The 26,482-nt window shown below is 37.4% G+C and carries 33 protein-coding genes; 6 read left to right on the top strand and 27 right to left on the bottom strand.

Going from position 1 to position 26,482, the window contains the following annotated elements:
• Nucleotides 1-5 precede the first annotated feature (5 nt).
• Entirely contained in the window at nt 6-2,426 is a 2,421-nt protein-coding gene (locus QUE09_RS08900) for a DNA translocase FtsK (RefSeq protein ID WP_434017538.1), read from the bottom strand.
• A gap of 159 nt (nt 2,427-2,585) precedes the next feature.
• On the bottom strand, nt 2,586-3,065 hold the full coding sequence (gene lrp / locus QUE09_RS08895; RefSeq protein ID WP_286235843.1) for a leucine-responsive transcriptional regulator Lrp: 480 nt from the start codon (nt 3,063-3,065) through the stop codon (nt 2,586-2,588).
• Nucleotides 3,066-3,202: 137 nt separating this feature from the next.
• Here lrp and ald point away from each other — a divergent pair, with 137 nt between their 5' ends.
• Nucleotides 3,203-4,321 carry an alanine dehydrogenase gene (ald, locus tag QUE09_RS08890; protein WP_286235842.1) on the top strand — a complete coding sequence of 373 codons (1,119 nt, stop codon included), beginning with the start codon at nt 3,203-3,205 and terminating at the stop codon, nt 4,319-4,321.
• A gap of 56 nt (nt 4,322-4,377) precedes the next feature.
• Here the strand turns inward: ald and QUE09_RS08885 are convergent, their stop codons facing one another.
• From QUE09_RS08885 to QUE09_RS08875, 3 genes are all read right to left on the bottom strand, one after another.
• Entirely contained in the window at nt 4,378-4,800 is a 423-nt protein-coding gene (locus QUE09_RS08885; protein ID WP_286235841.1) for a GNAT family N-acetyltransferase, read from the bottom strand.
• Between the two features lie 14 nt (nt 4,801-4,814).
• Nucleotides 4,815-5,456: a DUF6058 family natural product biosynthesis protein gene (locus QUE09_RS08880; protein ID WP_286235840.1), complete on the bottom strand. Its 642-nt coding sequence runs from the start codon at nt 5,454-5,456 to the stop codon at nt 4,815-4,817.
• A gap of 120 nt (nt 5,457-5,576) precedes the next feature.
• Nucleotides 5,577-6,113, bottom strand: coding sequence for a Crp/Fnr family transcriptional regulator (locus QUE09_RS08875; RefSeq protein ID WP_286235839.1), 537 nt, complete (start codon nt 6,111-6,113; stop codon nt 5,577-5,579).
• 78 nt (nt 6,114-6,191) lie between these two features.
• Here QUE09_RS08875 and QUE09_RS08870 point away from each other — a divergent pair, with 78 nt between their 5' ends.
• The 3 genes from QUE09_RS08870 to QUE09_RS08860 are packed head-to-tail and all read left to right on the top strand — an operon-like array spanning nt 6,192 to nt 8,040.
• Nucleotides 6,192-6,923 carry an SDR family NAD(P)-dependent oxidoreductase gene (locus QUE09_RS08870; RefSeq protein WP_286235838.1) on the top strand — a complete coding sequence of 244 codons (732 nt, stop codon included), beginning with the start codon at nt 6,192-6,194 and terminating at the stop codon, nt 6,921-6,923.
• Between the two features lie 9 nt (nt 6,924-6,932).
• Nucleotides 6,933-7,364 carry a DUF2141 domain-containing protein gene (locus QUE09_RS08865; RefSeq protein WP_286235837.1) on the top strand — a complete coding sequence of 144 codons (432 nt, stop codon included), beginning with the start codon at nt 6,933-6,935 and terminating at the stop codon, nt 7,362-7,364.
• A 10-nt stretch (nt 7,365-7,374) separates the two neighbouring features.
• Entirely contained in the window at nt 7,375-8,040 is a 666-nt protein-coding gene (locus QUE09_RS08860) for a TVP38/TMEM64 family protein (RefSeq protein WP_286235836.1), read from the top strand.
• A gap of 74 nt (nt 8,041-8,114) precedes the next feature.
• On the opposite strand, the gene QUE09_RS08855 is transcribed toward QUE09_RS08860, so the two are convergent.
• The 9 genes from QUE09_RS08855 to QUE09_RS08815 all read right to left on the bottom strand — a co-directional run bounded on the left by QUE09_RS08855 (nt 8,115) and on the right by QUE09_RS08815 (nt 13,603).
• Entirely contained in the window at nt 8,115-8,339 is a 225-nt protein-coding gene (locus tag QUE09_RS08855; protein WP_286235835.1) for a hypothetical protein, read from the bottom strand.
• 173 nt (nt 8,340-8,512) lie between these two features.
• A complete protein-coding gene (locus QUE09_RS08850; protein ID WP_286235834.1) occupies nt 8,513-8,815 on the bottom strand; it encodes a hypothetical protein in 303 nt (100 codons plus the stop codon).
• Nucleotides 8,816-8,829: 14 nt separating this feature from the next.
• Nucleotides 8,830-9,657, bottom strand: coding sequence for an alpha/beta hydrolase (locus QUE09_RS08845; RefSeq protein ID WP_286235833.1), 828 nt, complete (start codon nt 9,655-9,657; stop codon nt 8,830-8,832).
• 12 nt (nt 9,658-9,669) lie between these two features.
• Entirely contained in the window at nt 9,670-10,182 is a 513-nt protein-coding gene (locus QUE09_RS08840; RefSeq protein ID WP_286235832.1) for a YdcF family protein, read from the bottom strand.
• A 135-nt stretch (nt 10,183-10,317) separates the two neighbouring features.
• Complete coding sequence (locus QUE09_RS08835; protein WP_286235831.1) at nt 10,318-10,866, bottom strand: HPP family protein; 549 nt, start codon at nt 10,864-10,866, stop codon at nt 10,318-10,320.
• Nucleotides 10,867-11,029: 163 nt separating this feature from the next.
• Nucleotides 11,030-11,461: a GNAT family N-acetyltransferase gene (locus QUE09_RS08830; protein ID WP_286235830.1), complete on the bottom strand. Its 432-nt coding sequence runs from the start codon at nt 11,459-11,461 to the stop codon at nt 11,030-11,032.
• Between the two features lie 110 nt (nt 11,462-11,571).
• Nucleotides 11,572-12,087: a GNAT family N-acetyltransferase gene (locus QUE09_RS08825; protein ID WP_286235829.1), complete on the bottom strand. Its 516-nt coding sequence runs from the start codon at nt 12,085-12,087 to the stop codon at nt 11,572-11,574.
• Nucleotides 12,088-12,297: 210 nt separating this feature from the next.
• A complete protein-coding gene (locus QUE09_RS08820) occupies nt 12,298-12,972 on the bottom strand; it encodes a 2OG-Fe(II) oxygenase (RefSeq protein WP_286235909.1) in 675 nt (224 codons plus the stop codon).
• 334 nt (nt 12,973-13,306) lie between these two features.
• On the bottom strand, nt 13,307-13,603 hold the full coding sequence (locus QUE09_RS08815) for an antibiotic biosynthesis monooxygenase family protein (RefSeq protein WP_286235828.1): 297 nt from the start codon (nt 13,601-13,603) through the stop codon (nt 13,307-13,309).
• A gap of 392 nt (nt 13,604-13,995) precedes the next feature.
• On the opposite strand from QUE09_RS08815, the gene QUE09_RS08810 reads away from it, so the two are divergent.
• Nucleotides 13,996-15,018 carry a hypothetical protein gene (locus tag QUE09_RS08810; protein ID WP_286235827.1) on the top strand — a complete coding sequence of 341 codons (1,023 nt, stop codon included), beginning with the start codon at nt 13,996-13,998 and terminating at the stop codon, nt 15,016-15,018.
• Nucleotides 15,019-15,114: 96 nt separating this feature from the next.
• Here the strand turns inward: QUE09_RS08810 and QUE09_RS08805 are convergent, their stop codons facing one another.
• The 10 genes from QUE09_RS08805 to QUE09_RS08760 form a co-directional block, all read right to left on the bottom strand.
• Complete coding sequence (locus QUE09_RS08805) at nt 15,115-16,029, bottom strand: glutaminase (RefSeq protein ID WP_286235826.1); 915 nt, start codon at nt 16,027-16,029, stop codon at nt 15,115-15,117.
• 188 nt (nt 16,030-16,217) lie between these two features.
• Nucleotides 16,218-16,802 carry a DOMON domain-containing protein gene (locus tag QUE09_RS08800; protein ID WP_286235825.1) on the bottom strand — a complete coding sequence of 195 codons (585 nt, stop codon included), beginning with the start codon at nt 16,800-16,802 and terminating at the stop codon, nt 16,218-16,220.
• 266 nt (nt 16,803-17,068) lie between these two features.
• Nucleotides 17,069-17,557 (bottom strand): GNAT family N-acetyltransferase, encoded by a 489-nt coding sequence (locus QUE09_RS08795; RefSeq protein WP_286235824.1) that lies wholly within the window; start codon nt 17,555-17,557, stop codon nt 17,069-17,071.
• Nucleotides 17,558-17,655: 98 nt separating this feature from the next.
• Nucleotides 17,656-18,126: a DUF2059 domain-containing protein gene (locus QUE09_RS08790; RefSeq protein ID WP_286235823.1), complete on the bottom strand. Its 471-nt coding sequence runs from the start codon at nt 18,124-18,126 to the stop codon at nt 17,656-17,658.
• A gap of 117 nt (nt 18,127-18,243) precedes the next feature.
• Nucleotides 18,244-18,765: a DUF1697 domain-containing protein gene (locus tag QUE09_RS08785; RefSeq protein ID WP_286235821.1), complete on the bottom strand. Its 522-nt coding sequence runs from the start codon at nt 18,763-18,765 to the stop codon at nt 18,244-18,246.
• 95 nt (nt 18,766-18,860) lie between these two features.
• Nucleotides 18,861-19,892, bottom strand: coding sequence for a DUF2157 domain-containing protein (locus QUE09_RS08780; RefSeq protein ID WP_286235820.1), 1,032 nt, complete (start codon nt 19,890-19,892; stop codon nt 18,861-18,863).
• A gap of 128 nt (nt 19,893-20,020) precedes the next feature.
• Nucleotides 20,021-21,031 (bottom strand): alpha/beta hydrolase family protein, encoded by a 1,011-nt coding sequence (locus tag QUE09_RS08775; RefSeq protein ID WP_286235819.1) that lies wholly within the window; start codon nt 21,029-21,031, stop codon nt 20,021-20,023.
• Between the two features lie 120 nt (nt 21,032-21,151).
• Nucleotides 21,152-21,499 (bottom strand): VOC family protein, encoded by a 348-nt coding sequence (locus QUE09_RS08770; RefSeq protein WP_286235818.1) that lies wholly within the window; start codon nt 21,497-21,499, stop codon nt 21,152-21,154.
• 121 nt (nt 21,500-21,620) lie between these two features.
• Entirely contained in the window at nt 21,621-22,103 is a 483-nt protein-coding gene (locus QUE09_RS08765; RefSeq protein ID WP_286235817.1) for a cupin domain-containing protein, read from the bottom strand.
• A gap of 86 nt (nt 22,104-22,189) precedes the next feature.
• Nucleotides 22,190-22,969, bottom strand: coding sequence for a potassium channel family protein (locus tag QUE09_RS08760; RefSeq protein ID WP_286235816.1), 780 nt, complete (start codon nt 22,967-22,969; stop codon nt 22,190-22,192).
• 95 nt (nt 22,970-23,064) lie between these two features.
• Here QUE09_RS08760 and QUE09_RS08755 point away from each other — a divergent pair, with 95 nt between their 5' ends.
• Nucleotides 23,065-24,084 carry an IS110 family RNA-guided transposase gene (locus QUE09_RS08755; RefSeq protein WP_286235815.1) on the top strand — a complete coding sequence of 340 codons (1,020 nt, stop codon included), beginning with the start codon at nt 23,065-23,067 and terminating at the stop codon, nt 24,082-24,084.
• Nucleotides 24,085-24,464: 380 nt separating this feature from the next.
• Here the strand turns inward: QUE09_RS08755 and QUE09_RS08750 are convergent, their stop codons facing one another.
• From QUE09_RS08750 to QUE09_RS08740, 3 genes are all read right to left on the bottom strand, one after another.
• Nucleotides 24,465-25,241, bottom strand: coding sequence for an FRG domain-containing protein (locus tag QUE09_RS08750; protein ID WP_286235814.1), 777 nt, complete (start codon nt 25,239-25,241; stop codon nt 24,465-24,467).
• A 534-nt stretch (nt 25,242-25,775) separates the two neighbouring features.
• Nucleotides 25,776-25,985, bottom strand: coding sequence for a hypothetical protein (locus tag QUE09_RS08745; protein ID WP_286235813.1), 210 nt, complete (start codon nt 25,983-25,985; stop codon nt 25,776-25,778).
• 128 nt (nt 25,986-26,113) lie between these two features.
• Nucleotides 26,114-26,383, bottom strand: a complete 270-nt coding sequence (locus tag QUE09_RS08740; protein WP_286235812.1) for a hypothetical protein — start codon at nt 26,381-26,383, stop codon at nt 26,114-26,116.
• Nucleotides 26,384-26,482: the final 99 nt, after the last annotated feature.

The following is a 26,482-nucleotide window of genomic DNA, read 5'->3' as shown; positions in this document are numbered from 1 at the left end:
CTGTATTAATCCTTGATTGGCGGTGGTGCTAACACTTCGCGTGCACCATTTTGACCTGGTCTACTTACAACACCTTGCGCTTCCATATCTTCAACAATACGTGCAGCTCTGTTATAACCAATTCTAAATTTACGTTGAATGCTTGAGATTGACACTCTTCGTGTTTCTGTAACAAAGCCGAGTGCTTCATCATAAAGCGCATCTAGCTCAGCATCTTCACTCGCTTCTGCCATCTCACTTGGCAGCAACACATCTTGTTCACCATCGCCCGATAAAATATCGTCTATATAATCTGGTTCAGCACGCTCTTTCCAATCTGATACAACGGCATGCACTTCGTGATCATCAACAAAGGCACCATGTACACGTACTGGAATGGCTTCACCAGGTGGTAAATAAAACATATCCCCCATACCAAGTAACTGCTCTGCACCTTGTTGATCAAGAATGATGCGAGACTCTATTCGAGATTGTACTCTTAATGCCATACGAGTTGGTATGTTGGCCTTAATTAACCCAGTAATAACATCCGCTGATGGTCGTTGAGTAGCGAGTATAAGGTGAATACCTGCGGCACGAGCTTTTTGCGCTATTCGTGCTATTAACTCTTCGACCTTTTTACCGACAATCATCATCATATCGGCAAACTCATCAACAATAATAACAATTGAAGGCAATTTCTCTAACGTAGGAGGCGTTTGTGTAAAAGCATCAGTTGGTTGCCATAACGGGTCTATAATAGGTTCACCAGCATCAATCGCTTTCTTCACTTTATCGTTAAAGCCTTTTAGGTTTCGAACGCCAAGCTTAGACATTAATTGGTAACGGCGCTCCATCTCTCCTACGCACCAGCGAAGTGCATTGGCTGCCTCTTTCATATCTGTTACAACTTCAGAAAGTAAGTGTGGAATGCCATCATAAACAGATAGTTCAACTTGTTTAGGGTCAATCATGATCATACGTACATCTTGTGGTGGAGACTTGTACAAGATACTAACAATCATTGTATTAACGGCAACTGACTTACCTGAACCTGTTGTACCAGCAACAAGTAAATGTGGCATTTTCGCTAAATCGGCAACAACGGGGTTACCTGAAATATCGCTACCAATACCCATTGCTAAATTTGATTTAGATTGTTTAAAAGCGTCACAATGCAACACATCGGCAAAAAATACCGTTTCACGAAATTTATTGGGTAACTCAATACCAATAACAGATTTACCTTCAATAACCTCAACAACTCGCACGGATTTAGCTGACAACGAACGTGCAATATCTTTTGATAAATTAGTAATTTTGCTTACTTTAACGCCTGGCGCTAAATCTAGCTCAAAACGCGTGATAACCGGGCCTGGCAACACATCTACTACATCCGCCTTAACACCAAACTCAAGCAACTTTTCTTCCACTAAGCGGCTAACTTGTTCGAGTTCCTGTTGAGAAATGGGGTGTTGCTTTTTATTTGGTTTATCTAACAAAGACAATGACGGTAGACCAACATCTGCAGTTTTATTTACGTTATCCGTTGGAACTTGATCAGGTTTGGTAAGAGGTTCTTCTACGTTAATTTTATCAACGGGTTCAAAAGCTGCAGTGATTTCATCTGCACTAACGTGCTCTTGCACATTAATGGCTAGGGGTTCACCCATTAGGTCATCAATATCGAGGTATGGTTCGTTATCACGAAACGGCACATCATCTTTACTTTCAGCAAATGGTTGCTCATTTACATTAGAAGTAATATCACTAAGGTCGGCTAATGTTTGTTTATCTTCTGTTATCTCATCGAGCGTATCGTAATCTTCGAGTGGCTGCTCTGTGGTTAATACCACAGAATTTTTATCGGCATGGGCAATATTATTCGGTTTTACCTCTTGCATCGATGCGCTAAATCTATCTTTAATCCATGCAGGTAAATCGGCCAACGAGACTACGCCTCTAATGGTATATTCGCCTAATATGTCAATAAGTCTTATAAGTGATAAGCCCGTTAAAAGTACAAAGCCTGTGGCTAAGCACATCAGAAAAAGCAACGTACTACCAACAAAAGAAAGGTAAGGGAGAACTCCTTGGCTGATAACATCACCAATAATTCCACCGGCAGAGAAATAAAAAACATCGTCAAAATTCATGCTTGCTATGGCTGTTATGCCAATAAAAAACATAATAAAACCGATGAACTTAAGGCCAAGTGTTAGGTAATCGATTTGCACAAGTTTGTAGTATTTTTGAAAAGTTAACCAACCAGTTAAAGCAATAACAAATGGCAAACCATAAGCAACAGCGCCAAAGAGGTTAAGAAATAGATCAGACAAGAACGCACCAACTGAGCCACCTAAGTTACGTATTGGCGATTGATAACCAGTTTGCGACCAGCCTGGATCGGCAGGATCGAAACTGTACAATGCGATCATCATAAACATGGCAAATACGCATGATACGAGTAAACCTGCTTCTAATAGCCTCTGAATACCATTTAATTTATTGTTGGGGGCTACTTGATCTGACAAGCTAGATTCCTTTTTAGTTAAACTTCACTATATATAGATAAAATACCAAACTAAACGTGCTAGATAAATGCTTTATCGTTTAATTGGTAGGATATTCGTCAATTTTACTTCTTCCATGACTACATATGTACGACTTTCACTCACCGAAGGTAACTTAAGTAATGTATCACCAAGTAATTCACGATACGCCGCCATATCAGAAACACGCGTTTTCAATAAAAAATCGAAATCACCAGACACCAAATGACATTCTTGTATTACATCGATTTCTTGTACTGCTTTAGAAAAGTCGTCAAATACATCAGGGCTCGTCCTTGTCAGGGTAATCTCAACAAACACCAACAATGCCGCTTCTAATTTCTGAGGGTTTAATGCCGCCTGATAGCCAGTAATGTAATTATCTGCTTCTAGCCTTTTTACCCTCTCTAAACAGGGAGTCGGACTAAGCCCTACCCTTTTAGATAATTCAACATTAGATAAACGTCCATCTTGTTGCAGTTCTGACAAAATATTTTTGTCGATGCGGTCAAGTTTCTTTTCATTGTCGGCCATTACTTTATATTTCTCTATTAAATTCTATTTATATAGTGATAAATTCTTAAAATATGCAAATAACAACAGGTTATTCTAAAGAATCGCAACTATACTAGCACCATATTTCAACAGAGCAAAACTAAGAGTAATTAAATATGATTATTGGTGTACCAAAAGAAATAAAAAACCATGAGTATCGTGTTGGTATGGTACCAGCGAGTGCTAGAGAGCTTATAGCTCATGGGCATCAAGTCGTTGTAGAAACTCAAGCAGGTAGCGGTATCGGTTTTACTGATCAGGATTACACAGATATTGGCGCAACTATTTTACCAACGGCAAAAGATGTTTTTGCCCAAGCTGATATGATCGTTAAAGTTAAAGAGCCACAAGCCATTGAACGTGCAATGTTACGTGAAGGCCAAATTTTATTTACCTATCTTCACCTAGCACCAGATTTACCGCAAACACAAGATCTTGTGAACAGTAAGTCTATTTGTATCGCATATGAAACCGTTACTGATAATTTTGGTGGTTTACCTTTGTTAGCTCCAATGTCAGAAGTAGCGGGTCGTATGTCTATTCAAGCAGGTGCACAAGCGTTGGAAAAATCTAATGCCGGCCAAGGTATGTTACTTGGTGGTGTACCAGGTGTAGAGCCAGCTAAAGTTACTATTATTGGTGGCGGTATGGTTGGTGCTAATGCGGCTAAAATGGCTGTTGGTTTAGGTGCTGACGTTGTTGTGTTAGATCGTAATGTAAATGTGTTACGCAAATTGGATGATCAATTCGGCAATCGCATTAAAGCTGTATATTCAACTGCAGATGCTCTAGAAAAGCATGTACTAGAAGCTGATCTTGTTATCGGTGGTGTTTTAATTCCTGGTGCAGCTGCGCCTAAATTAGTAACTAAAGAGCACATTAAAAACATGAAGCCGGGTTCAGCAATTGTTGATGTTGCTATTGACCAAGGCGGTTGTATCGAAACATCAACACCAACGACTCACGCAGAACCAACGTTTATTGTTGATGATGTAGTACACTATTGTGTAGCGAACATGCCAGGTGCTGTACCAAGAACCTCTACTTTTGCATTAAACAATGCAACATTACCGTACATCATTCAACTTGCGAATAAAGGTTATAAGCAAGCATTGAATGATGACAAGCATTTACTTAACGGTTTAAATGTTATTAACGGTAAAGTGACAGTAAGAGAAGTTGCTGACAATCTAGGTTTTGAATATGTTGAACCATCGATTGCGTTAAATAGTTAATTATTCAACGCTCACATTAGTTAAAAAAGCCGGGTTCACCGGCTTTTTTCATTTTATTAAACTAACGTTTTTGAAAAATGATGACTTGCAATAATAAAGCCTTCCCTTAAATAAAACTTATGTGCCATAAATCTCTGTACGCCTGAATCTAAATGAAGTTGCGTACATTCTTGCTCTTTGGCAAAATCTTCTAGCCAAGTAAGCACCGTATGGCCAGCACCGCTTGAACGGAAAGCTTCATTTGTCACCAAATCATCAACATACAAATACTTACCCCAGGCTAATTTTTCACCAATAACAAAGCCAGCAACGGCAAGGATTTTACCATTATCCTTTATATAAACGACATTATAGCCATCTTGTTGCTGTTTTTTTATTTGCTCAGTCAATGATGCTCTGTTGTACTGCGGCCTTAGTTGCAACATAACATCTAATACTAACGGGTAATCGTTATTGTCTGTTAAAAGCGTTATTTCCATTGGTCGTACTCCCGTTATAATGTCACTGCATTTAGTTGATATTTCTCTCGAACTTCGTCAACAAGCCGATAACGAGAGCTAGTTTTTCTTTCATGTGGCGCAAACAGTGCACTTGATTGATCAAGTAAATCTACTGCGCTAGCTAGTTGTTTAATGTCTGGTGTTTCACTATTTTTAGCAAGGGTTTCTTTAATTATGGTGATGGCTAGTTCCTTTTTAGCGATGTCCTCGACTAATCCTGACGCTGTACAAAGCCCATAGGTACCATTTAAAAAATGTTGCCATTCTTCAGTAATATGTTCCGCTAATTTATCGTTTAATTTTGAATCCATACAATTAAAACCATGTTGTTTTAGCGTATTGATAGTGTGTTGATAATTATCTTTAAAGTATTGAAAAATGTCGTTAGGCTGTGCGATTGCGTCAATAATCCCTATCCACTTAACGTACCCTTTCGCGTAATATTCTTGCTGGTATGACTGTTGATGTTCACCTAAAAATGAATGGCAACTAACTTGTGTGGACAAACGATAAGATGCTGCTGGCATAACCCCCTGTTTTTGTATCGTTAATAATTTTTCTTGCGAAATACCCGCTAAGGTTAACAAAGTTTGCTTGGTTAAAAAGTGCTTATCCAAATATTCATATAATGCCATATATTTGCGTACTCTTAGATGAGATTTATTAGTTAATATTTAGAGCGTTTAAGGTTATTAACACGTTCAATCTATAACGTTAATTCGTTTATTTAACGTCGCCCAAAATAACTGAAAACGTTAACAAATGCTTTCAACGCGCTTTTTAATACGACTAAGGCCTACTGGTGTTATACCTAAATAGGCTGCTAAGTCGGACTGAGTGATTTTATCTAACAGAGAAGGAGTAGACGCTTTTATTGACTTATAGCGTTGCTCAGCTGTTAAACATAAAAATTCATATTCTCGTTTTTCTTTTTTCAAGGCAAGCATTAATAGAATATTATTCAGTTCATTCGCAAACTCAATATCCTCTTTACTATGGCTAAGGATGGCGTTAAACGAGACACGAATTAAAACAGTTGTCTCTAAACAAATCAGGTTAAAAGAACTTTCTTGTTTTAAATAAAGTGCCGACAAGCTGCCAATAGCATCATTGGCTAATAAAAAAGATTTGATAAATTCTTTTCCATGTTCTGCACAATAGAATGCTTTTAAAAATCCTGATTGCACAAAATAAAGATTCTCATCGTTGTCACCTTGTTTAAAGACATAATCGCCTTTTTGTTTGGTAATCAACTTGCCTTGTGATTTAACAAATTCAAAAAATGTTGTCACCGTTAACCTCGGTTAATGTTAAGTCTATTTCATCACGCTAAAGTTCAGCTCAGCTTATCATAAATAAGGAGTATAGCGATGGAGCTTGTTAACCGGCGTATTTTAATTACGGGCGGAACATCGGGTATTGGGTTGCAACTAGTAAGCATGTTGTCAAAACAAAACGAAATTATTGTCTTGGCTCGAGATGAGCATAAACTCACGCAGCTAAAACAACAATTTAACGATATTACCGTTTTTAAATGTGATTTAAGAAATATTGATCAAACACGTGAGGTCGCTGAACATATTGCTTGCAAATATCAATATCTTGACATGCTTGTTAACAACGCTGCTGTGCAATATTGTAAGAAATTTACTGATGCTGATTTTCACCAGCAACTTATCATTGATGAAATAAACACTAACTTTACCAGTGTTTGTACATTAACGTTACAGCTCTTGCCTACATTATTGCACCAAGAAAAATCAATCATTTTAAACATTAACTCAGGTTTAGCACTCACACCCAAAACAACCTCTGCTGTTTATTGTGCAACTAAAGCGGCCCTAAATAACTTTACTCAATCTTTAAGATATCAACTTGAAAACACGAATATTCACGTACAACAAGTTTTTCTGCCACTTGTTGACACGCAAATGACAAAAGCTAGAGGTCATAACAAAATTTCGAGTGAAAATGCGGCAAAACAAATAATTGTCGGTATAAAAAAGAATAAAGTAGACCATGCTTTTTCTAAAGTTTCGTTACTCATGTGCTTACTCCGGCTTGCGCCTTCTTTAGCTAAAAACATTATGAAGAAATATTAAGGACGATATATGTACAAACACCTTCTATTGAGCACGATACTTACGTTACAAACACCTGTATTAGATGCAAAACAAGTTACTATCGAAGTAAACAACATTGATATAAGCAAAAAAGGTAATGTAATTGTCATGATTTTTGGCGAATCAGGTTTTCCTAAAGATCATCAACAAACATTAGCTAAACAAACGCAACGTGTACAACGCACTAAACAGACCTTTACGTTTACTATTTCTGCTAAAGAGTTTGCCGTTAAGGTGCTGCATGACGAAAACCAAGATGGAAAAGTGACGAAGAATTGGACCGGTATTTATCCCAAAGATGGATTGGGCTTTACCAACAAGCAGCGTGTAGGATTGACGGGCCCTCCTTCCTTTCAAAAATCACGCATATTGCTAAGCGAAGTAGATAGCAACTTAGCGATTGATATTGTCTACCCTTAACGAGGATACTATGGTTTCATTGAGCAAAATTATACTTATACTTGCCAGTTGTTTCGCACTAACATTTATCGTGATCAAAGCAACGGGTATTTTAACAGTAGATCAAATTCAAGCCTGGCTTGAAATGGCAAAATCAACGCATAAGGTTTATGTTTTTGTCATTGTCATAGGCTTACTCTTTGCTGATTTGTTTATTGCAGTACCCACACTTAGTATTGTCATTCTATCAGGCTATTTTCTTGGTTTTCCATTAGCAATAATTGCAAGCTTACTAGGCATGTCGTTAGCAGGTATTGTTGGTTTTTGGTTAAGTTTACGTCTTGGTGATGTATTCTTACTAAAGCTGCTTAACAACGAAAAAGAACGTGAAAACGCGATAAACGCCTTTAACCAACATGGGTTTATTTTTATACTTTTATCTCGTGCAATGCCAATATTACCCGAAGTTTCGGCCTGCCTAGCAGGGATAACGGCAATGCACTTTAAACGCTTTTTTATGGCATGGACATTTAGTATGGTGCCATATGCAACAGTAGCAACGTATGCAGGCTCTATTAGCTCAATTACAAATCCTAAGCCAGCTATTTATGCCGCTATAGGTATCTCTGCAACACTTTGGTTAAGTTGGGTTATTTATCATCGTTATAACAAAACGCCAACTACAATAAACAATTAATACCATCTTATTAACTGTTGTTGAGTTACTAAACATAAAATGGTGATCGGGGATCAAAACCTATAAAGGCATAACTAACGTGTTGCCTTGTTATTTTGTTCGATCACCTTTTTACGTAATTGTTTATATTCTTTATAAGTCATTGGTTTATCTTGAATACAAGCAGCATATTCAGTTTCATTTTCAGCATGGTTAATACATTCACTTTTTTTGATTTCTGTGCCCATTTGATAAAGTTGTTTATTACTACAGCCCATTAAGAAAACAGTAACATATACAAAACAGCATAAATATTTCATTTTACCTACCATAATGCTCACTCAAATCAATCAAACATTCGCTTTTTAAACGTCTTTTCAATAGTAACTAAATTAAGCATTGATATGAGTAAAAAATTGTAAGCAATGTCAGTAAAAATGTAGGTGAATTAATATTTACACTGCTTTATACCAGCCATTTATAAATGCTTTTTTTATTTGGCTAATCGGCGTTCTCTTAACCGCAATCGTCTGTGTGAGCTATATACTTGCTGAAGGTTATTATCTTTATTTAACACCGCGTCTATTTCAACTGACCACATTGTAGATATTGGCATGATCTCTAATACACCGTGTTCTCCAAGATTTGCTGAAAGCAATGCTTTATTACCGAATGCAAAAAGGGTCTTGTCCTGATCCCTAACATCGCCATCAATATATAGCTTTGCCCCGCTAAACCATGAATTTACAACCTTTACCTTATGTCCTTTTACAATAAACTCAAATACTTTACGCATTTAATCTCCACATGCTAATTTTTGTGAAGCGCTACCTTACTTTTAAAAAGCGCTTCAAAGCCTTGATATACTGCCAAATGCAGTGTATCACCATGATTTTGATTTTCGAAGAATTGATAATGTACGTTATTCGCTTTTTTAGCTGACAGCTTTTTAAACAGAGCATATGCGTCACGCTCCATTATCTCACCCTCTTTTCCAACGGCAATAAACACTTTGCCTTCTATCGTTGGTTTATCGATACTATTAAGCAGAGCGCCATCATTCCACCATAGGCTTGGACTTACGATCAGGTAATGATTAAACAAGGTAGGCTGATTAATTAAAATATCAGTAGCTAATAGTCCACCTAACGATTGGCCAATTAATGTTTTTATATTATTAGTACGATATTGGCTTTCAATTAAGGGCTGTATTTCTGATGCGATCGCTTCTATAAAAGGTTTAGCGCCGCCATGACTAGGAAATTCTTTAATATCTAATGGATTTTCTGATTTAGCTGTAAAATCTCGTTTTCGATCAACATTAGCAATGCCAACAACAATGGACTCTGGTATTAAATTAATCCAGGAAAATGAACCAAATTGTACTAAACCAGCAATATGAATAAAGTCTTCTGATTTTGCGCCATCTAGCAGATAAATAACGGGGTAATCTTGAGTATTATTTTCATTATAAATTGCAGGTAGATACACATTTAAGCGACGTTTCTCATTGAGTATTTTTGAGTAAAACTCAATTGATTCTCCGATAACGAGTGGTGATGTTTTTATTTTACCGATTGAATTTGCGCTTGTTGTACTTGAAAGGCACAGCAGTATTATACAAATAAGCTTACGCATGAATTTAGTCCCTTATTTTTCATCTTGTTTGTTGTATTGAGCAATATTTTCTTTTTCTCGCACTATTGCAACTTTTTCGTGTGCAATTAGTGCATCTAATTCTTGTTTTGGCAAAGGTGTTATAGCACTAACAAAGTTAAAACTAATGTTCGGTAATAGCTCACTAAATATTAATTTAGCACGTTCCATATGAAAATCAGAAGTGACCAGTGTCGCCGACATTATTTGATGCTGGATTAAAATAGCCTGAGATAACGTACAGTCTTCAAAGGTAAATCGGCTCAATGCAGGAGTTAAAAAACGCTCTTTTTCAACGCCATGTTGCTCTAAGTATTTTTGAGTATAGTGCGCGTGAGGCAGCGACGTTACGTTAAAATGTGCGCCAAATCCCCCAGTACACAAAATGTATTGATGACTGTTTTGCTGATATACTTCCAGTGCTTTGTCACAACGTGCTTTAGCAATTAATGATAAGCTGCCCTGCGCGTCGTTTGGTGCTCCTAATATAATAATAACTTGTGACATCTCTTCCCTTTTTCGTTGTCAAAATATGTTCAACAACTATTGATTACAAGTGAATCCTGCGTTATCTCCCTCATGCTAACTGTTTTACACGCAGTATATTTTAACGCCTACCTAGCCATGCGATTATTGTCGTTGTTATAACCAATAAACCGGATAATGGCGTTTGGGGTTGCGAGACATATTATTTACAAAAAGCGCCACAAATAACAATAACAACGAACCAATTAGTACCGGAGAAATAACATAAAAGTACCCAAGTTGATGGATAGATTGTGGCCCTATAACTGCGATGAGAGCAGTAGCGCCGCCAGGCGGATGCAAGGTTCTCGTTATTTGCATCATTACAATTGATAAAGACACTGCTAATGCACTTGCAAACATAGGGAATGACGGTATTAACAAATAAACGCTTACACCAACAAAAGCCGAAAAGACATGTCCTCCAATTACGTTACGGGGTTGTGAAAATTCAGCGAGTGGTGCGCCGTAAATCAAAACAGCTGATGCGCCGAATGAACCAATTAACAACAGCATACTTTGATTATCGTAACGAAGAATTTCACCTAAATATGCGACAAGTAAAATACCAATAAAAGCACCTAACCATGACCATAAAATTTTTTTAAACGGCTTACGCGGTGGACAATGCCCTTTGGCTCTCATTCTAGTAAGGTAAGTTTTCATTAGCTCAATCAACTCATTTATCGAATAAATATTACTGCTATAGATAGGTCAAGCGTTAAAAAGCTTTCAGTGGACACTAAGTTATAACAACGTGGTTTACGGAAACGCCCGACGTTATTAGCGCTGGGCGTTTCTTCTGACAGAATGGTGATACAAGGCGAGACTAACGTGACAAATGCAGGATTGGAAATGGTTTACCCATGTCATCTAACGGGGAACGCGATGTTATGTTAAAGCCCATGTGTTGATAAAAACCAACAGCATTAGGGTTTTGCTCGTTTACATCAACGTGTGTAACGGCGTATTTATCTATGGCGTATTGCAATAGCATTTTACCGATACCTTTTCCTCTTGCCTTTTCTAATAAAAATAACATTTCTACTTTTGTTTCATACAATCCAATAAAACCAAGTATATGCTTATTTTTATCTTTTACGCAGTGAAGCGTAACCGCAGGAAAAGCTTGTTCGATGATAATGGGTTTAAAAAACGCAATATCGTCTTCCGTAATAAAGTCATGTGTTGCTCGGACTGAGTTTTCCCACACCATTAGCATTTCTGCATAATCGCTAGGAAGCACATTTTCTACTATCATTCTGAATACTCTTATTTGATTGATATTAGCTGTGCAGCCGCGCGAATAAATATTATCAATATTATAAAGTTAAAACCAGTTGTTACCGATAAAATACATTGATAAAACGGTTAAAGTTGGCACCAATAGCGCTTTAGTGGTTTTGGATATACTTTGCCGATAACAACACTTTCTAATGTGCCATTGTTTGCTTCTATAACACGACAGGAAGCAATATTTTCTTTATCTGCGACAATTAGCAGTTTATTTAAACCAAGTTGTTTTGCTTCGTTAAAAGCCAGTCTCAGCATTGACTTTCCAATACCCTTGTTTCGGTAGGACGGTGCAACATCATAGCCGATATGCCCAGATTCGTATGTGTGATAAGGCGTATTAATATGATGTCGAACTCTAATTGCCCCCAATAAACGACCGCCATCTTTTCTTAACCAAAAATGGCTACAAGGTACACTCCCTTTGGGTAGGTTTAGCCCTTGTTTATCTTGTTCTAAACGCGAAAGGTACAGCGAAAAGTTTTTAAATCCCGGTAAATAAAATGCTGCGTTGTCTGGGTCGTGCTTAGCGAAATCTAAATAAAAGTCGCTAAAAGCGTCAGCTTCATCTTCAGTTAATGATATAAGTTCCATGCTTATTCCAAAGTGTTGCTTTTGTCATTGTTCAATATTTTCACGATGGGGAGTTTGCCAGTGCTCTAGAACGTGACTTTTGTTGATACCAATTGTTAAACACCAAGTCAAACTGACTAATATGATGATGCCTACACTGTTGGCAAAATTGATAAATCGTCTAAGTATTAAAAGTGGCTTACAACTTTACCTTCGTTATATTGTTAGTATTTATCGTGGTGGATCAATAGCATTCGCAATTGATGTATTAACACGAAACCAACCCGCAATAGAAAATCTGTCTCTTGTTGCCGGTAACACCTCATGAGGAAATTCTTCACTGAGAAATATTACTACAGTGCCGAACAAAGGTACCACTTTAGTTCCTTCAAGATCTTGATCATGGTGATAAATGACTAATTCACCGTTATCATTGTTATTCCAGCCAGGGTTAAGATAAGTAACCACAGACAAAACTCTATTTGCTTCACCTTTAAATGCATCATAGTGTCGTTTATAGTAATCACCAGGCGCATAATGTGCAAAATGACTTTCGAAAGAAAACAGCCCCAAAAATAGCCGCTGATTTAAATAGGTCTGCAATTTAGATGTCCAATCTATCCACTGTTTACAAGCATCAGCATCACCATTAATCCAACAAATTTCATCAGTGCGAATAAACTCGTTTTTAACAAAGTTTTCATGTCTACCTATACCTGCTTCACTATATTTATTTGCAGATAAACTTTGTTGATGTTCGAACAATGCTAATGCAATAGGCAAAGGTAAAGCACCATGCCTTATGCTGTAACCTTGCTGTTGAAGATCGTTTGCTATATGACCAAACAGTGTATCGTCTGGTGTGTTTCCATCACCGGAGGTTGGAAACTTCTTTAAAGCGACCAATGCGTTACCTTTTAAAAAACTAGGTGCAAATTGCACAGTATGTTGAGCCACTCGTTGCAGCTAGAAATGTGTACCGCTTGAGGAATTGCTAAACAGTCTTCGTCACAATAAGATGTGGCTTGATAAAAATGGATTTTATGTGACTTTAATCAATTATGGCAACTAAAACTTTGATAATTTACGCTTTGCACCTCGTATTGAAGTATCAAATTACTGTACGTTGAATGACGGAGTCAATAATTGCCAATTTAAAACACGATTTTATTACAACTGCACGAATAACATGAATATTACGTACAGTGTTAATAACAACACTTTACGTTTCGATTCATTATTATGAATTAGTAAAAGAATACTCTCGTTTTATTTCCACTACTTGAACAATGTATGACTCATACCACTTTTTCATACCTAACTGTTGGGCTATTGTATGCTCAGAATCAGACTTCCAACGCTTAATAGACTCCTCATCTTTCCAATACGAAATTGCGATTTCATCATTATTTTCAGTGACAGCGATAAAATCTAAGCAACCGTATTTTTCAAATGCAATATCTCTCATTTTCGCTACCATTTCACCGTATAGTTGGTCTTGTTTACCTGCTTTTGCGCGAAAAATAACGGCGTACATACTCACTCCATGTTGAAAGGTGGCTACCTTTCAAATTGTTGATAAAGATGAAAAATTTAACGAAATTATAACGATATAGATAAACTAAAGCGATCAATATTATTATAATTTTGCGTTAACAGCGTTTTCAGTTTAAAAGCCTTATTTATTAAATAATGTCTGTTTTCTTAAGAGTTAATTACTAAAGAAAACTTATTTCATTACTAAGTTTCATCGAACTTAGCGCAGTGTTAATCATTTTATTGTCAGTTTTTTTTACACTTTTTGTTTAACTATAATTGTTCAAATAAAATACTATTATAGAAACAACCAGTTAGTTTGATGGTGCGTATTATGCATAAGGTCTCTATATAAGTGGCAGTAGTTAACGGCCCAATTGGAGGAAGAAACCTATGATAAAACAATTATCACACCTACTTGCTTATGCCGTGATAATGAGTTTTTCAGTAGTGGCTCAAGCGGGTGTTATTTCTAATACCGCAACTTGTAGTACATCAACGGGTACATTAGATTCCATACATTTATCAGACTACGATATTTCAGATGGATTATCTGGTGGTGAAGTTGGCGGAAACTTACTATCACAAAGTTATAATTCAACTTCATGTATTGGCTTATTCGACGGTAACGATAATCACATTCCACCACTAGGTAATAATATTGGTGAATATGGTGACGGCCTATTAAATGGTGCCACGTTTTTTAATGGCCCATATTCTGGTGATCATTTAAGTGGTTTAGAGTTTATTACCTTAGATGACTTACAAGATGTAGACAATGATGGTAATGACTTTCCTGGCCCTGGCATTGCAGAAGGCCGTGATGACCCAGGTTGGATTAATTTAGGATCATTTGATTATGATGATGGTGATTTAGCAGACGCTGAAACTAACGCAGGTCACTACAACTGGTTAAACGTAACTGAATTAGCCATTTCTGATGTACTTCGATTAAGTTTTAGCTGTAATGAAGATTGTTCACAATTAGGTTGGACACTTTTTACTGATAAAGACATTGTCGGCTCTGTACAAGATATACTGGGTAAATCTACATTTGATCATTTGGCGTTTTCAATCAAATCAGGCAATAGCAGTGATGAGGACTCCACGGGTGGTTGGGGCGTTTACGATTTTAATTTTAAAGAAATCTTTCAAATGGAAGTTGATAATGGCAATGCCATTTTTGGAGATCCAAATGCCTTTACAACAGCTTTTGTATTAGGTGGTACGTTAAATTTAGGAGACGATTTCTACTCAACTAACGGCCAAGGACAGAAAAAAGCTCGTGGTATTTCACATCTAACTGTTTATGCGCGTGATCCCGCAGAAGCGCTAGTAGTAACAGAACCTTCTACTATTGGAATATTAGGAATATCAATTGTATTGCTTACGCTAAGACGTAAGACTAACAAATAGCTGATAAACGTTATTCAAATGCCCACTGTTTAGTGGGCATTTTTTGTTGTTTTACGTGACTTTATGCTTTTATTGGTTACCAGCATTAGAAAGACATTAAAAAACAGACCAACCTGTGCGCTGAACCAACATTTCTAAAGCGATTGTACCTAACATGCTATTACCTAATTTATCTAAACCTGGTGACCAAACCGCAATAGATGCATTATTAGGTGCAATGGCGAGTATACCGCCACCAACACCACTTTTACCTGGTAAGCCAACACGATAAGCGAACTCTCCGGAACCATCATAATGACCACACATCATCATTAACGAGTTAATACGGCGTGCTCTATGTGCAGATACCACTCTACGCCCAGTGCTTTGATTAACACCTTCTGACACTAAAAATAAGCCCGCTTTTGCCAATTGCTCACAGCTCATTGAAATTGAACATTGATGATAATAAACGCCTAATACTTTTTCGATGGCATGTTCAATACGGCCAAATGACGCCATAAAGTGTGCTAAAGAAGTGTTGCGATGAGCGGTTGCCAATTCAGACAATGCGACTTTCTCATCGATAGCAATGCTGCTATCGTTTGCAATGTAACGCACAAACTGTAAAATTTCTGCCAATATTTCTTTTGGTTCATGCCCCATCATAATGGCGTCTACTACAGCAATAGCGCCAGCATTAATAAAGGGGTTTCTTGGTTTTCCATGTTCTTTTTCAAGTTGAACGATTGAGTTAAATGGATCACCAGACGGTTCTCTACCAACATTTTGCCATATCGCATCACCGATTTTTCCAAGGGCAAGTGTTAAACTAAACACTTTAGAGATACTTTGGATTGAAAATAGCTGCTGCGCACAACCCGCACTATATATTTCGCCAGTTGGCAACGCGACAGCAATACCAAACTGTTTAGGATCTATCGCTGCAAGCTCTGGAATATAATCAGCAACTACACCCCTTTGCTTTTGCGCTTGTATGGTCTCAGCAATGTCGTTAAGAATATTTTGCAATTAATGGATCCTTTAACTTACGTTGCAACCGTTTTTATCATGAATAAGTAGGCAATGACAAAAAAAATTATTGAATGTTAACCTAACGATTGCTCACTAGGTTAAACTCAATATCAACGAAAAGACGTTAAAAGATTTAAACGAAAACTTAGCGCACAACAATGCATTATTACGCCACGTAGACCAACTTACTGCGCAAATGTAAATTTAGCCCAGGTAGATTTGTCTGTATCTTTTGCCTGCTGAGGATAAAAAAATTCAGCTCCATATTTGCCATTATGATTAACAGCACTAATGCGAAACATCATTTGCCATCGTTTATGCGGAAATTTTTTACGTAGTACTTGGATCTCACGGTGAGAACCTTCTAAAAACAACGTACGTTTGCCTTCTTCGGTCTCTTTTTCACCGGCATATGGCACCCAAAAACCACTCCAATCTTTGTGATTCCAAAATACCGACTCGCTCCATTTTTTATCAACGAAAACGCGTTCTGTTAACTGTGCTGAGGCATGTAAATTATATAACTTGCCTGTATCTGCATCTTCAATATAAAGGTCTATTACTGTGTAGTCATTAGCCTTACCTTTAGCACAAACAAATAAGGCGTCATTATTGTGCATAAGGTAGACTTCTGTTTGCGCAGGTAACGCTATTTTAGTTGCCGTTTGCCATTCGTCTGCATCACAACGGCCATCAATAAGCGGTGTGTTGTGAGTAACATTAATCATATTATCATTAGCGGCATTGGCATTTATTGGTAGCATAAGCATTAGCGCTACTATCGAGAGTATAGTGTTAGATTTGTGTAACATAGAGTGCAAGTATTTTTACGTTATTTTAGTTGCTTTAACTATAAGTACTTAGCCTTTAACCAACAATCTGTTTGTGACAAACGGTTACAAAAATGTGATGGTAAATTACTCTCCCCTTATCCATTTATGTGACAAAGTGCTAAGAAAAGTTAGGTCAAATTAGCACCGTTCGGTAGTGGCCTATCAACAGTAGAAAGCTCAACAGAACCATCAGATTGATGCATTTAATTATGATCGGGTCTAATTCTAGCCATAAGCTGCATATCTATATACTTACCATTTTTAAAGGTACTTAACCTTTTAGTGCCTTCAATACTAAAACCTACACGCTCATATAATGCTATTGCTGCCTGATTGTCTGAATGCACTTCTAACTCTAATCGTATTAGGTTGAGCCAATTATCTGCTTGGTTTATGGCTTCAAGTAATAACGCTTTGCCAATACCCTTGCCATGTGTATCTGGGTGCACTGCTATTGCTAAACCAGCACTATGCTTATCTCGCACCTTATTCGTTAATAACAGCGTAATGTGTCCGACAACCTTTGAGTCTTTTTCAGCGACTAAAGTGTAGTGCTCTGGATGGTTAAATAGTTGTGTTACGATTTCTGTGTTCAAGAAAGGCACCTGAGACGTGTTCTCTGTAACCGATGAAAAACTATATATTTCATACAAGTCATGACTATCTGAGGGTTCTAAACGTCTAATTTTCATTAACTTCTTTTATCCTTAATAAATAACAAACTCGTAGCGTTTACGCTCAAAATAATTAGGCGAGATTTACTAAAGCTCACCTAACTTATAGCGTATACCTATTGCTTTATATCGTGTTTCACTAAGAATGCTTGCATACGTTCCATTAATTTTGCTTGTTTAGCTTGAGCCTCTTCCATGCCAATTTGAGCCCCTTGCTGCATTAAATGCGATGACTTTTCTAGAAACTTTACACCGACGGGTGTTTTATAAAACTCGGTAATTTTAACAATTTCTGCATCGGTAAAGTTACTGGCATATAGCCTTTTAAATTCATTTTTCATTTTTTCACGATCGAGGTCTTCATTAAACCAAGTTCGAAAAACATTTTTAAGTTCTTCCTTTTGTTCACTGTCCAATTTAAATTTTATTGTCATTTGATCAATCATTGGCAACATTGCCTCAAAACCGCCTGACATTTGTTTGTCCATCGACATTACCTTGAACATTTCATCAATAGGTTTGTTTTGCGCCAAAGCAGCCGTGGAAAACGTAAACACCATAAGTGGCAACAACAATGCTTTTTTCATTTTATATCCTTTCCTCTCTCGTTAGCGCTATTTTAATTCGGCGCCCAATATGTGCTTGCTAAAACAAATAGTTATACGAAATTGAGCAAGCAGTTGGCAATTTCGCAATACGTCATGTTACTCCTGTTGATTTAACATCGAGCTAAGTTTTTTTACGGTATTCAAATTACGACCAGTAGCATCTTGCTGCAAACAACGTTCTATATTTGCAATTAATTTAGATCTGCCTATGCCATCGGGCGCGTGCAGATAAAACACATTATCGTTAATGTGATATTGTTCAGAATGTGAAATGTACTTAGTTAGTTTCTCGCTATCTAACACAATAGTATTATTACAAAAATAAAGATGTACAAATTTACCTTCAAATGCTGTGTAAGGGTTATTATCAAAGGCATTTAACCATTCATCTTCTTTAAAAGAAATCACCTTGGGTGTAAATCCAAAGTGGTTCGTTACAATGTTTTGAATGTTAACCGTTGGGTCTTCTTGGCTTTCAAGTACTACATTACCACTCTGAATATATGTTGAAATATTTTGATAATGATTGTCTTCAAGTAACGGTACGAGAGCTTTCATTGGTAGCAGATTATTGCCACCAACGTTTATTCCTCTAAATAATACAACAAATTTTTCCATGGCGGCCCCCTTTTAAGCCAATACTAATGCCGATACACTCACGCGAATTAATGAAATCCGGTAACAGATACACTATAAACTATTGTTAGATACAATTACCCGTGCTTAGAAACTAATAATTCACGTAATGCTACAGGCAAAAAGCCTCTCGCTTTTTTTGTAATGAGCGATTCATTTTTTTGCCAAAGCACACCCAAATAAATCACGAACAACCCAAGCAGTGTTAGTGTGATAGGAAATAACCAACTGTCTTGAAATATAGTTGACGCTAAATGTCCTATGTAACCAGAACAGCCAATTGCCCCAAAAACAACAAACACCCTTCTTACAATGAGCACGCCGGCAAAGATCATGAAAAGGTTAATGGTAAAATATAGAAACTTAGACAATTCACTATCTGAATGTTGAAGTGACATGCCGCCCCAAAAAGCGATGACGCCAAAAAGATATAGCCAAAATGAATAGTCCGCTTTATTGCGCGATCTAATATCCACCCAAAAAGCGAGTGCTATCATAAGTAACCCTGAATACATAGAAACTAATTTTCTTAGCTCCCAGCTATAATCCCCGCCATTGATCATTACGGCAACATCCATGGTTAAGTACCAAAGCGTAACGGCAATAGGCATGATTAAGAAAGGATATTTATATTTCCAAGCAATAATAGCCCCTACTGCTAAGGTACTTAATTCCATGTAAAGCCAATGCCATTTTATATATCGGTGGTATTCGCGATAAACACTTTCATCAGGCCAAACGCCTAGTGCTTGCTGCAGTCCGTAAACCGCTAATGGTGTTAACGCGATAACAAACGTACCACAAATACCAGCAGGAATTGCTAACCCTTTCGCTTTAAATACATTAGTCAGTTTTAAGCCAACGGCACCATAAAATAAAGAAATAAAGAATATGCCAACACCGCCGAAAGACTCCCAACCTAAGTTCATAAAAAGTGTCATTGCGCCAATTGCAATCATCCCGCCTATGTAATAAAGAACGTGGGTAAAATCAAACTTAGGGGTAATGGTTGGCTGTTTTTCTAAAAACTCTATTAATTTTTCAGCTTGTGCTAATGAAATAATATTTTCATTTACAGCATCGTCTAAATTTTTTTTATTGAAGTTCAATCAAGACTCCTTTCTCTGATCAGCATCTAATGCCCCTCTGGAGCTTTTAATAGCTTGCTAAAATTGTAAAGTGAAGTGGAACCGAAGCAAGCATTACGTGTCCGACTTTATGGCCTTGTTAGACATTTTTATAGATACTCTAGAAACCAATTAACTAGCTCTTTATTTGCCTTTTCTTTGTTTTGCATTAAACCATGATTGTCTTCAGGGTATACAACAAGTTTATGAGGAATATTATTTTTTGATAGCGCAGCGGCTAAAGCAATAGAGTTATTAACAGATACGCGTTTATCATTTTCACCATGTAGAAGTAATATAGGGACATTAGGTGACAATTCATTTACCCATTTCAGCACAGAGCGCTTATTTAACTCTGTAACCTTGTTTTTATCATAGTTTGGAATTCGACGAGAATAAACCTTCTCCATAACTGGGCGAAATTCTAGCTCCTTTAAAAGATCTGTAGCGCCAGCAATAGTAGCTACAGCTTTTATATTTTTTGCATTTTTTAAAGCTAGGAATGTTTGCATTCCACCTCGACTAGCGCCATACATACCAACTCTTTGCGAATCAGCCCCTTCAATACTTGGGATGAAATCTAATAATGCTGTAACATCATTAACATCACTTCCACCAAATTCATCGTGAGCCGAAGAATTCTTCGTGAACGTTCCTCGATATTGACTACCAATAATAACAAAGCCTTCCTTAGCAATAGGAAACAAGTTATGCATCATTGAGCCAAAAACAACACCGCCAAAGTTACCATTTCCACCACGGTTATAAATTAATACGGGCAATTTACCTTTTGAGGCTTTTGGCTTGATTATATAGCCTTTTACAGTGTGTCCATCAACAGAATAATTAAAGGTAGAACACGACAAATTGTTCTGGTAAAAATCGAATTTTTCTTTGCCGAAACGCGAATCAAACCGAGTCAAAGCTTGATTAAGCTTTTCCTCTGATTTTATTTTTCTTTTGAATTTTTTCTCCATGCCATTACGCCATGAAGCGTAATCAGTAAAAATCCAAGTAAAGCAACTTTTTTGATCTGTAACTCGCTCATCATTGATTAAATTTGATGCTGTAGTGTTAAACGATGAAATGGCTAAAGACATTATTAATAGGTATTTATTCACATGAACTCCATGTCGGTGATTGAAACTTCTAAAGCCCGAATAATGGACAAATTACAATTGGTTAAAATAAGCGACGTTGGAACAATAACCAACTGTTATTTGTACTGATTTATTTTCTTGTTAGGCATTACTCGTATAGAAACATACTTTATTATTGTCTAAATCCCTTATATAAGCGGAATGCATATTAGAACGTATTCTAGGTTCACCTTCACTAACACCGCCTAAATCAAGAGCTTTTTTATGTAATCGATTTACTTCATCAATTGAATCAACATGTAAACCAAGCATAGTGCCATTTCCGTTCGAGGCTGGATTTTCATCAAACGGTTCGGCTATGGCAAACATGAAGTCTTCGTTTCCCCAGAGTGTCATTCGCCCTTGATCGTGTATTTTATTTAATCCACACCCATCAAATAAATCATCATAAAACGCAACGGCTTTTTCTTTATTATTTGTTCCAAACACAAAATAATTCATTTTCATTGTATATACTCTAATTGGATAAATTGATGCCTAACGCCCACATAAAAGGCCGAGCGTTAGCGACGTCCAGCGTAACGAAGTGGAGCGATTTTTAATGTAATTGTTATTCCTTTTTTCCTGCATTTGGCTCACTAATGTTTTCAATGTCTACAAGATTCCATGGCATATTCTTTTGACGATAAATACGTTTTTTCAGTTTAGGGTAATCACCAACATCGTGATCTAGCCGCTGGCCAACTACGATACATTTTAAAAGGCAATTGCCAGTATTACGTAGGGCGTGAGCCTCACCACCAGCTCGATAACCTAAGAAATCACCGGCCTTTACTGAATATGTTTTGTCACCTACTTGTGCTTCAGCGTTACCTTCCAAAACATAAACGCATTCATCCTCATGGTAGTGCTTATGAAATTCTGTAGATTCATAGCCCGGTTGAATTTCAATAATGTGGAATCCGAAACCAGTTAAACCTACTAGATCACCGAGTGATTTATTAATCCTTTTGGCATTCTTATTAAGAAAATGAGTTTTTGAAATGCCTTCTAATTCCCCTATTTCTTCTTTGGTAACTAGATATTTATCCATCACTCTCTCCAGAGGCATAACGCCGCGCTAAGCGGACTAAAATTGTTGGTTATAATGTGTAGCAAAGCGAAACCTAACCAACTGTTTTAGTTCCGTTTAAGCGCCTTGTTATGTCTATTCCATGCCCATGCTGCAAGATAAGCATTCTTTTTAGGTTTTGAAAACTCACCACAACCCTTACAAATAACTATAAAGTTAGCCAGTGGGGTTAATACCCCGATAATATCAAAATATTTTTCTATAAATGGTTCTGAATTATCACAATTACAAGGATTTAGCTTTATTTTGTTTCGCTTTCTTTGTTCTTCTTTTGTTTTTTCGCTTTCTATTTCAACAAAATGACCGAGAGCACTATCTGTTGTTAATTGATAATCTTCTTTGCCTTGTTCTTCCTGACTTTTATCCCACAGGCGTCGTTCACAATACAACCAAATTACTGATGCTAAGACTGGCAAAGTTGATAAGCCAGTTAAGGCTTGGATTGATGAAAGCAAACGAATGTTTCCAATAGGATTTATATCTCCGTAACCTAAAGTAGTCCATGTTGTAGCACTAAAATATAAGGCATCCCAATAATCTTCAAATTTCCCACTTAATGCAGGTGATTCGTTGTAACAGATAGCGTATGAGATTATCGAAAATACTTGAAAGAAAAATACGCGAGTAAAAACGGAGCCATATAAGTTACTAGACCAATTTAAGACTAAAGGAATTCGCACAATAGCCAAGTAAAGCAGAAACAAAAGTAGCACCGCATTTACATAACCAAAGCCAATCCAGTACTGAGTTAGAAATGCTACGCCAATACTAATCGCAGATATCAATAGATAGCTCATATCAATTAGAGCCATACTCACAACTCTCATTCAAACTCCATAGACATAACGAATGAGATGGACTCCCCCTGACTCTGGCAAATTTTGCCAAACTTAAGGTGCGAAACTTAAAAAAGGGGCCCATCTTGAATAACATTAAAACACTTGGTATCGATTTAGCAAAAAATACGTTTAGCCTGGTTGGCATGAATGAGCTTGGAAAAATTGTATTAAGGAAAACGTTATCACGTAAAAAACTACTTCCCTTTATTGCTCAACTCAACCCTTGTCTCATTGCCATGGAGGCATGTAGTGGCGCGCATTATTGGGCGCGTCAGTGTAATTCTCTTGGACACCAAGTCGCGATTATTGCCGCCAAGTTCATCGAACCTTTTCGCACTGGCGGTAAAAACGATAATAACGATGCCGAAGCGATTTGTGAAGCAGCAATGCGACCTAATATTTGGCATGTGCCAGTGAAAACAGCTGACCAACAAGCCGTCATGACGTTACATCGTGTACGCCAAGGGTTAGTGAAAGAGCGCACCACCATGATTAATCAACTGCGAGGCTTGCTATCTGAATTTGGTATTGTTATCGCTAAAGGGCGCTATAGCTTGCAAGGTGTAATTCAAGATATCCTCGAAGATGCAGAAAATGGTTTACCGCCTTTAGCCCGGCAGATGATTGATAACCTGTGGCAACGTATCAAACAAGCCAACGAGCAAATTCTCTGTTATGACCGCGCGCTTGCACAGCAAGTACGCGAAGATAGTATCGCACAACGCTTAATGACCATTCCTGGTGTTGGTGAGCAAGTAGCCACGGCCGTATCAGCCAATGTGCCTGACCCTCGACTATTTAAAAACAGCCGCCAGTTCTGTGCTTGGTTAGGCTTAGTTCCTCGCCAGTTCACTACAGGAGGAAAAATTCGGCTCGGTCGCATTACCAAGCGAGGTGATAAATACCTGCGCATGTGTTTAATTCACGGTGCGAGAGCAGTCATGGCCAACCTTAGAGACAAACAAGATAAAGTGAGTTGTTGGGTCAGAGAGTTAATCACTCGACGCGGTTACTTAAGAGCCGCCGTCGCGTTGGCGGCAAGAAATGCGCGATTGATTTGGACGTTGATGGTTAAAAAAGAAGATTATAAAGTCGTTGCTTAATGCGTAGTAAGAAAAAACATAAACATGTAATACACAGCTGTATATTACACAAAAGGTTTCCAACCGAGTCCTGCGAAGGCACTGATGACAATTAGTTCAGACCGAGGAAGCTAAAGTCTGTTGAATTGGGGTGAGCTTTAAGAGCTCGTCTAACGAATAAGACACGTTTCCAAGCGAATACTCATCTTGGTCCGAGTGAAACACTCAACGAATAGGCCGAATGTAGAGGTGCAGTCTTATAGCTAATTATCAAAGTGAATTCTTTGACAATCGGGGGAGTCCATGTAGCCCCATTCAGGGGCTTTTAATTGTTGGCTAAAATTAGCGACGAAGGAGCAAAAGCCAACTGTTTTTTGTCCTTTTAAACGACTTGTTAGGCTTTACCATCTGTTATTGTAGAATTCATATTTTTCATGGCTATTAGCTTGACCAAAACCATCTAAATCAGGGAATAACGTTAAATGGCGAATATCGAATGCTTCCTGAAGAATTGTAAGAGCCTGTTCTTTTAGGGAAGGGCTAATAGCGTAGATGGCAGTAACACCTTCTTCTTTTGGTAGCGCTAAGCTACCCCATTTGTCTTTTACTACTTTGCTATACAAAAATTGAGAATGCTGTGCGGCTATGCGCCTTGTAACCGATGGTGGTTCCCATGTTACGGGATGGTCGATTTCTTCTAACACACTTATTACTTCTTTATAGGGAGCTAACTCTGGTTCACCTTCATACCCACCAAGATAATCAGTATGTACACCAATTAACGAACCAGTTTTATTTGGCTCCGAAACACAACAAAACCAAAGAGCGACTAATGCATTTCGGCTTGTATCAACTAAACGAGTTGCTGCACCATGATGCTGTAAACGTGCCAGAAGCTCCATATCGGAAAGCTCTCTACCTTCATGGAAACGATAACCTTTATGAGTAGCTTGCAGTAAAAGCCTTTCTTCATAACGAGCCAAGCTTTCGTCTGAAGATGGTTCAATTCTTCTGTAGCCAGAACTGTGTACAGGCCAATCTAAATCACCTTGGCCTCGCCACATACGAGTAATGAATGAACTACTATCCAAGCTGCCAGTTGTAATACCTTTTAACAGATCATCAAAACTTGCTGGTTTGAGAACCTTACCAAAAGTATCTGAATTAATTATTTTCATAGTGCTCTATTGATTGTGAAGCCTAACGCCCTGTTAATGGGCAAAATATAGTTGGCTAGAATAAGCGACAAGGAAGCAAAAGCCAACTGTATTTTGTCCTTGTTAAACAGCTTGTTATGTTATTGTCGCGAACATCATTAATGAAACTACAAAGTTCATTAATATAAAAAATCCGCCGACAATAGTGAGTATTTTGTCACTGGACCAGCCTTGTTCATTGACTTTATTTTCTTTGAAAACACCTAAGACAAAAAATACTGTAGAAATTATTAATACAAGAGGATAAAGAAGATCATAGTAAGGATTTAGATATTTAAATATTGGAAATTGAAATCCTCCAAGAAATGCCATTCCATGAAACAAAGGCAGCATTAAAATGCCAATCAATTTTAATTTGTGATAACTCAACTTCAACTCCATTTGAAAACATAAGCCCACGTTAAGGGGCTTTTTATTAGTTTGCTAAAACTGTGTAGCTAAGCGGAACCGAGCAAACTGTTACGTGTCCGTTATTTAATTGCTTTGTTAGGTAAATTAAACCTTGGGTGATTGCTTTGTAAATGGAAGTAGTTGCTTATAAACACCTAAAACTGAAACAATAAAAGCGAGTAATGTTGATATTAAAACTGCGCTTTGGCTCTCAAAAATAGCGTTACCAGAAAGACCATTCATTAAACCACCAACAAAGGCAAAGATAAGTGATAACCCTACAAACCAAATTAAAATCATTAATGCCTTTTTCATAATATTCTCCTTAATATATTGATTACGCGATTTACCTAACGCCGCCATATGGGGCGCACAAATGCTTGGCTAAAATAAGCGACGAAGGAGCAAAAACCAACTGTTTTTTGTCCTTGTTTAACAGCTTGTTATGTTTCAACTTGCGCCTTTGCTTCGTTTAAAGCCTTTTCCTCTAAAGTATTGTACGCAGAACCTTGTTTACCACGAAGTAAAATTAGATATTCTTTAGACGACAATATACCAACATTTAGACTAATTGCTTCAACGTATTCCCAACCTAATTCACTAAAGTTATTTAATATTTTTTCAAATTTAGAGTCGCTTCTAAACAAATTGTCAACTTTCGCAAAACCTTTAGGTTTAGGTGCATATGTAAATGATTTGTAAATCCATGTCATGATTTTAATTCCAACTTAATTTGAAACCTAACGCCCGCATAAGGGGCTGATAATTGTTTGCTAAAATGTGAAGCGTAGCGGAACCGAGCAAACAGTTAG

The organism is Thalassotalea sediminis, assembly GCF_030295915.1.
Classification (GTDB): Bacteria; Pseudomonadota; Gammaproteobacteria; order Enterobacterales; family Alteromonadaceae; genus Thalassotalea_C; species Thalassotalea_C sediminis.
The sequence above is the reverse complement of the archived record's forward strand: the minus strand, read 5'-3'. Positions and strand labels throughout refer to the sequence as shown.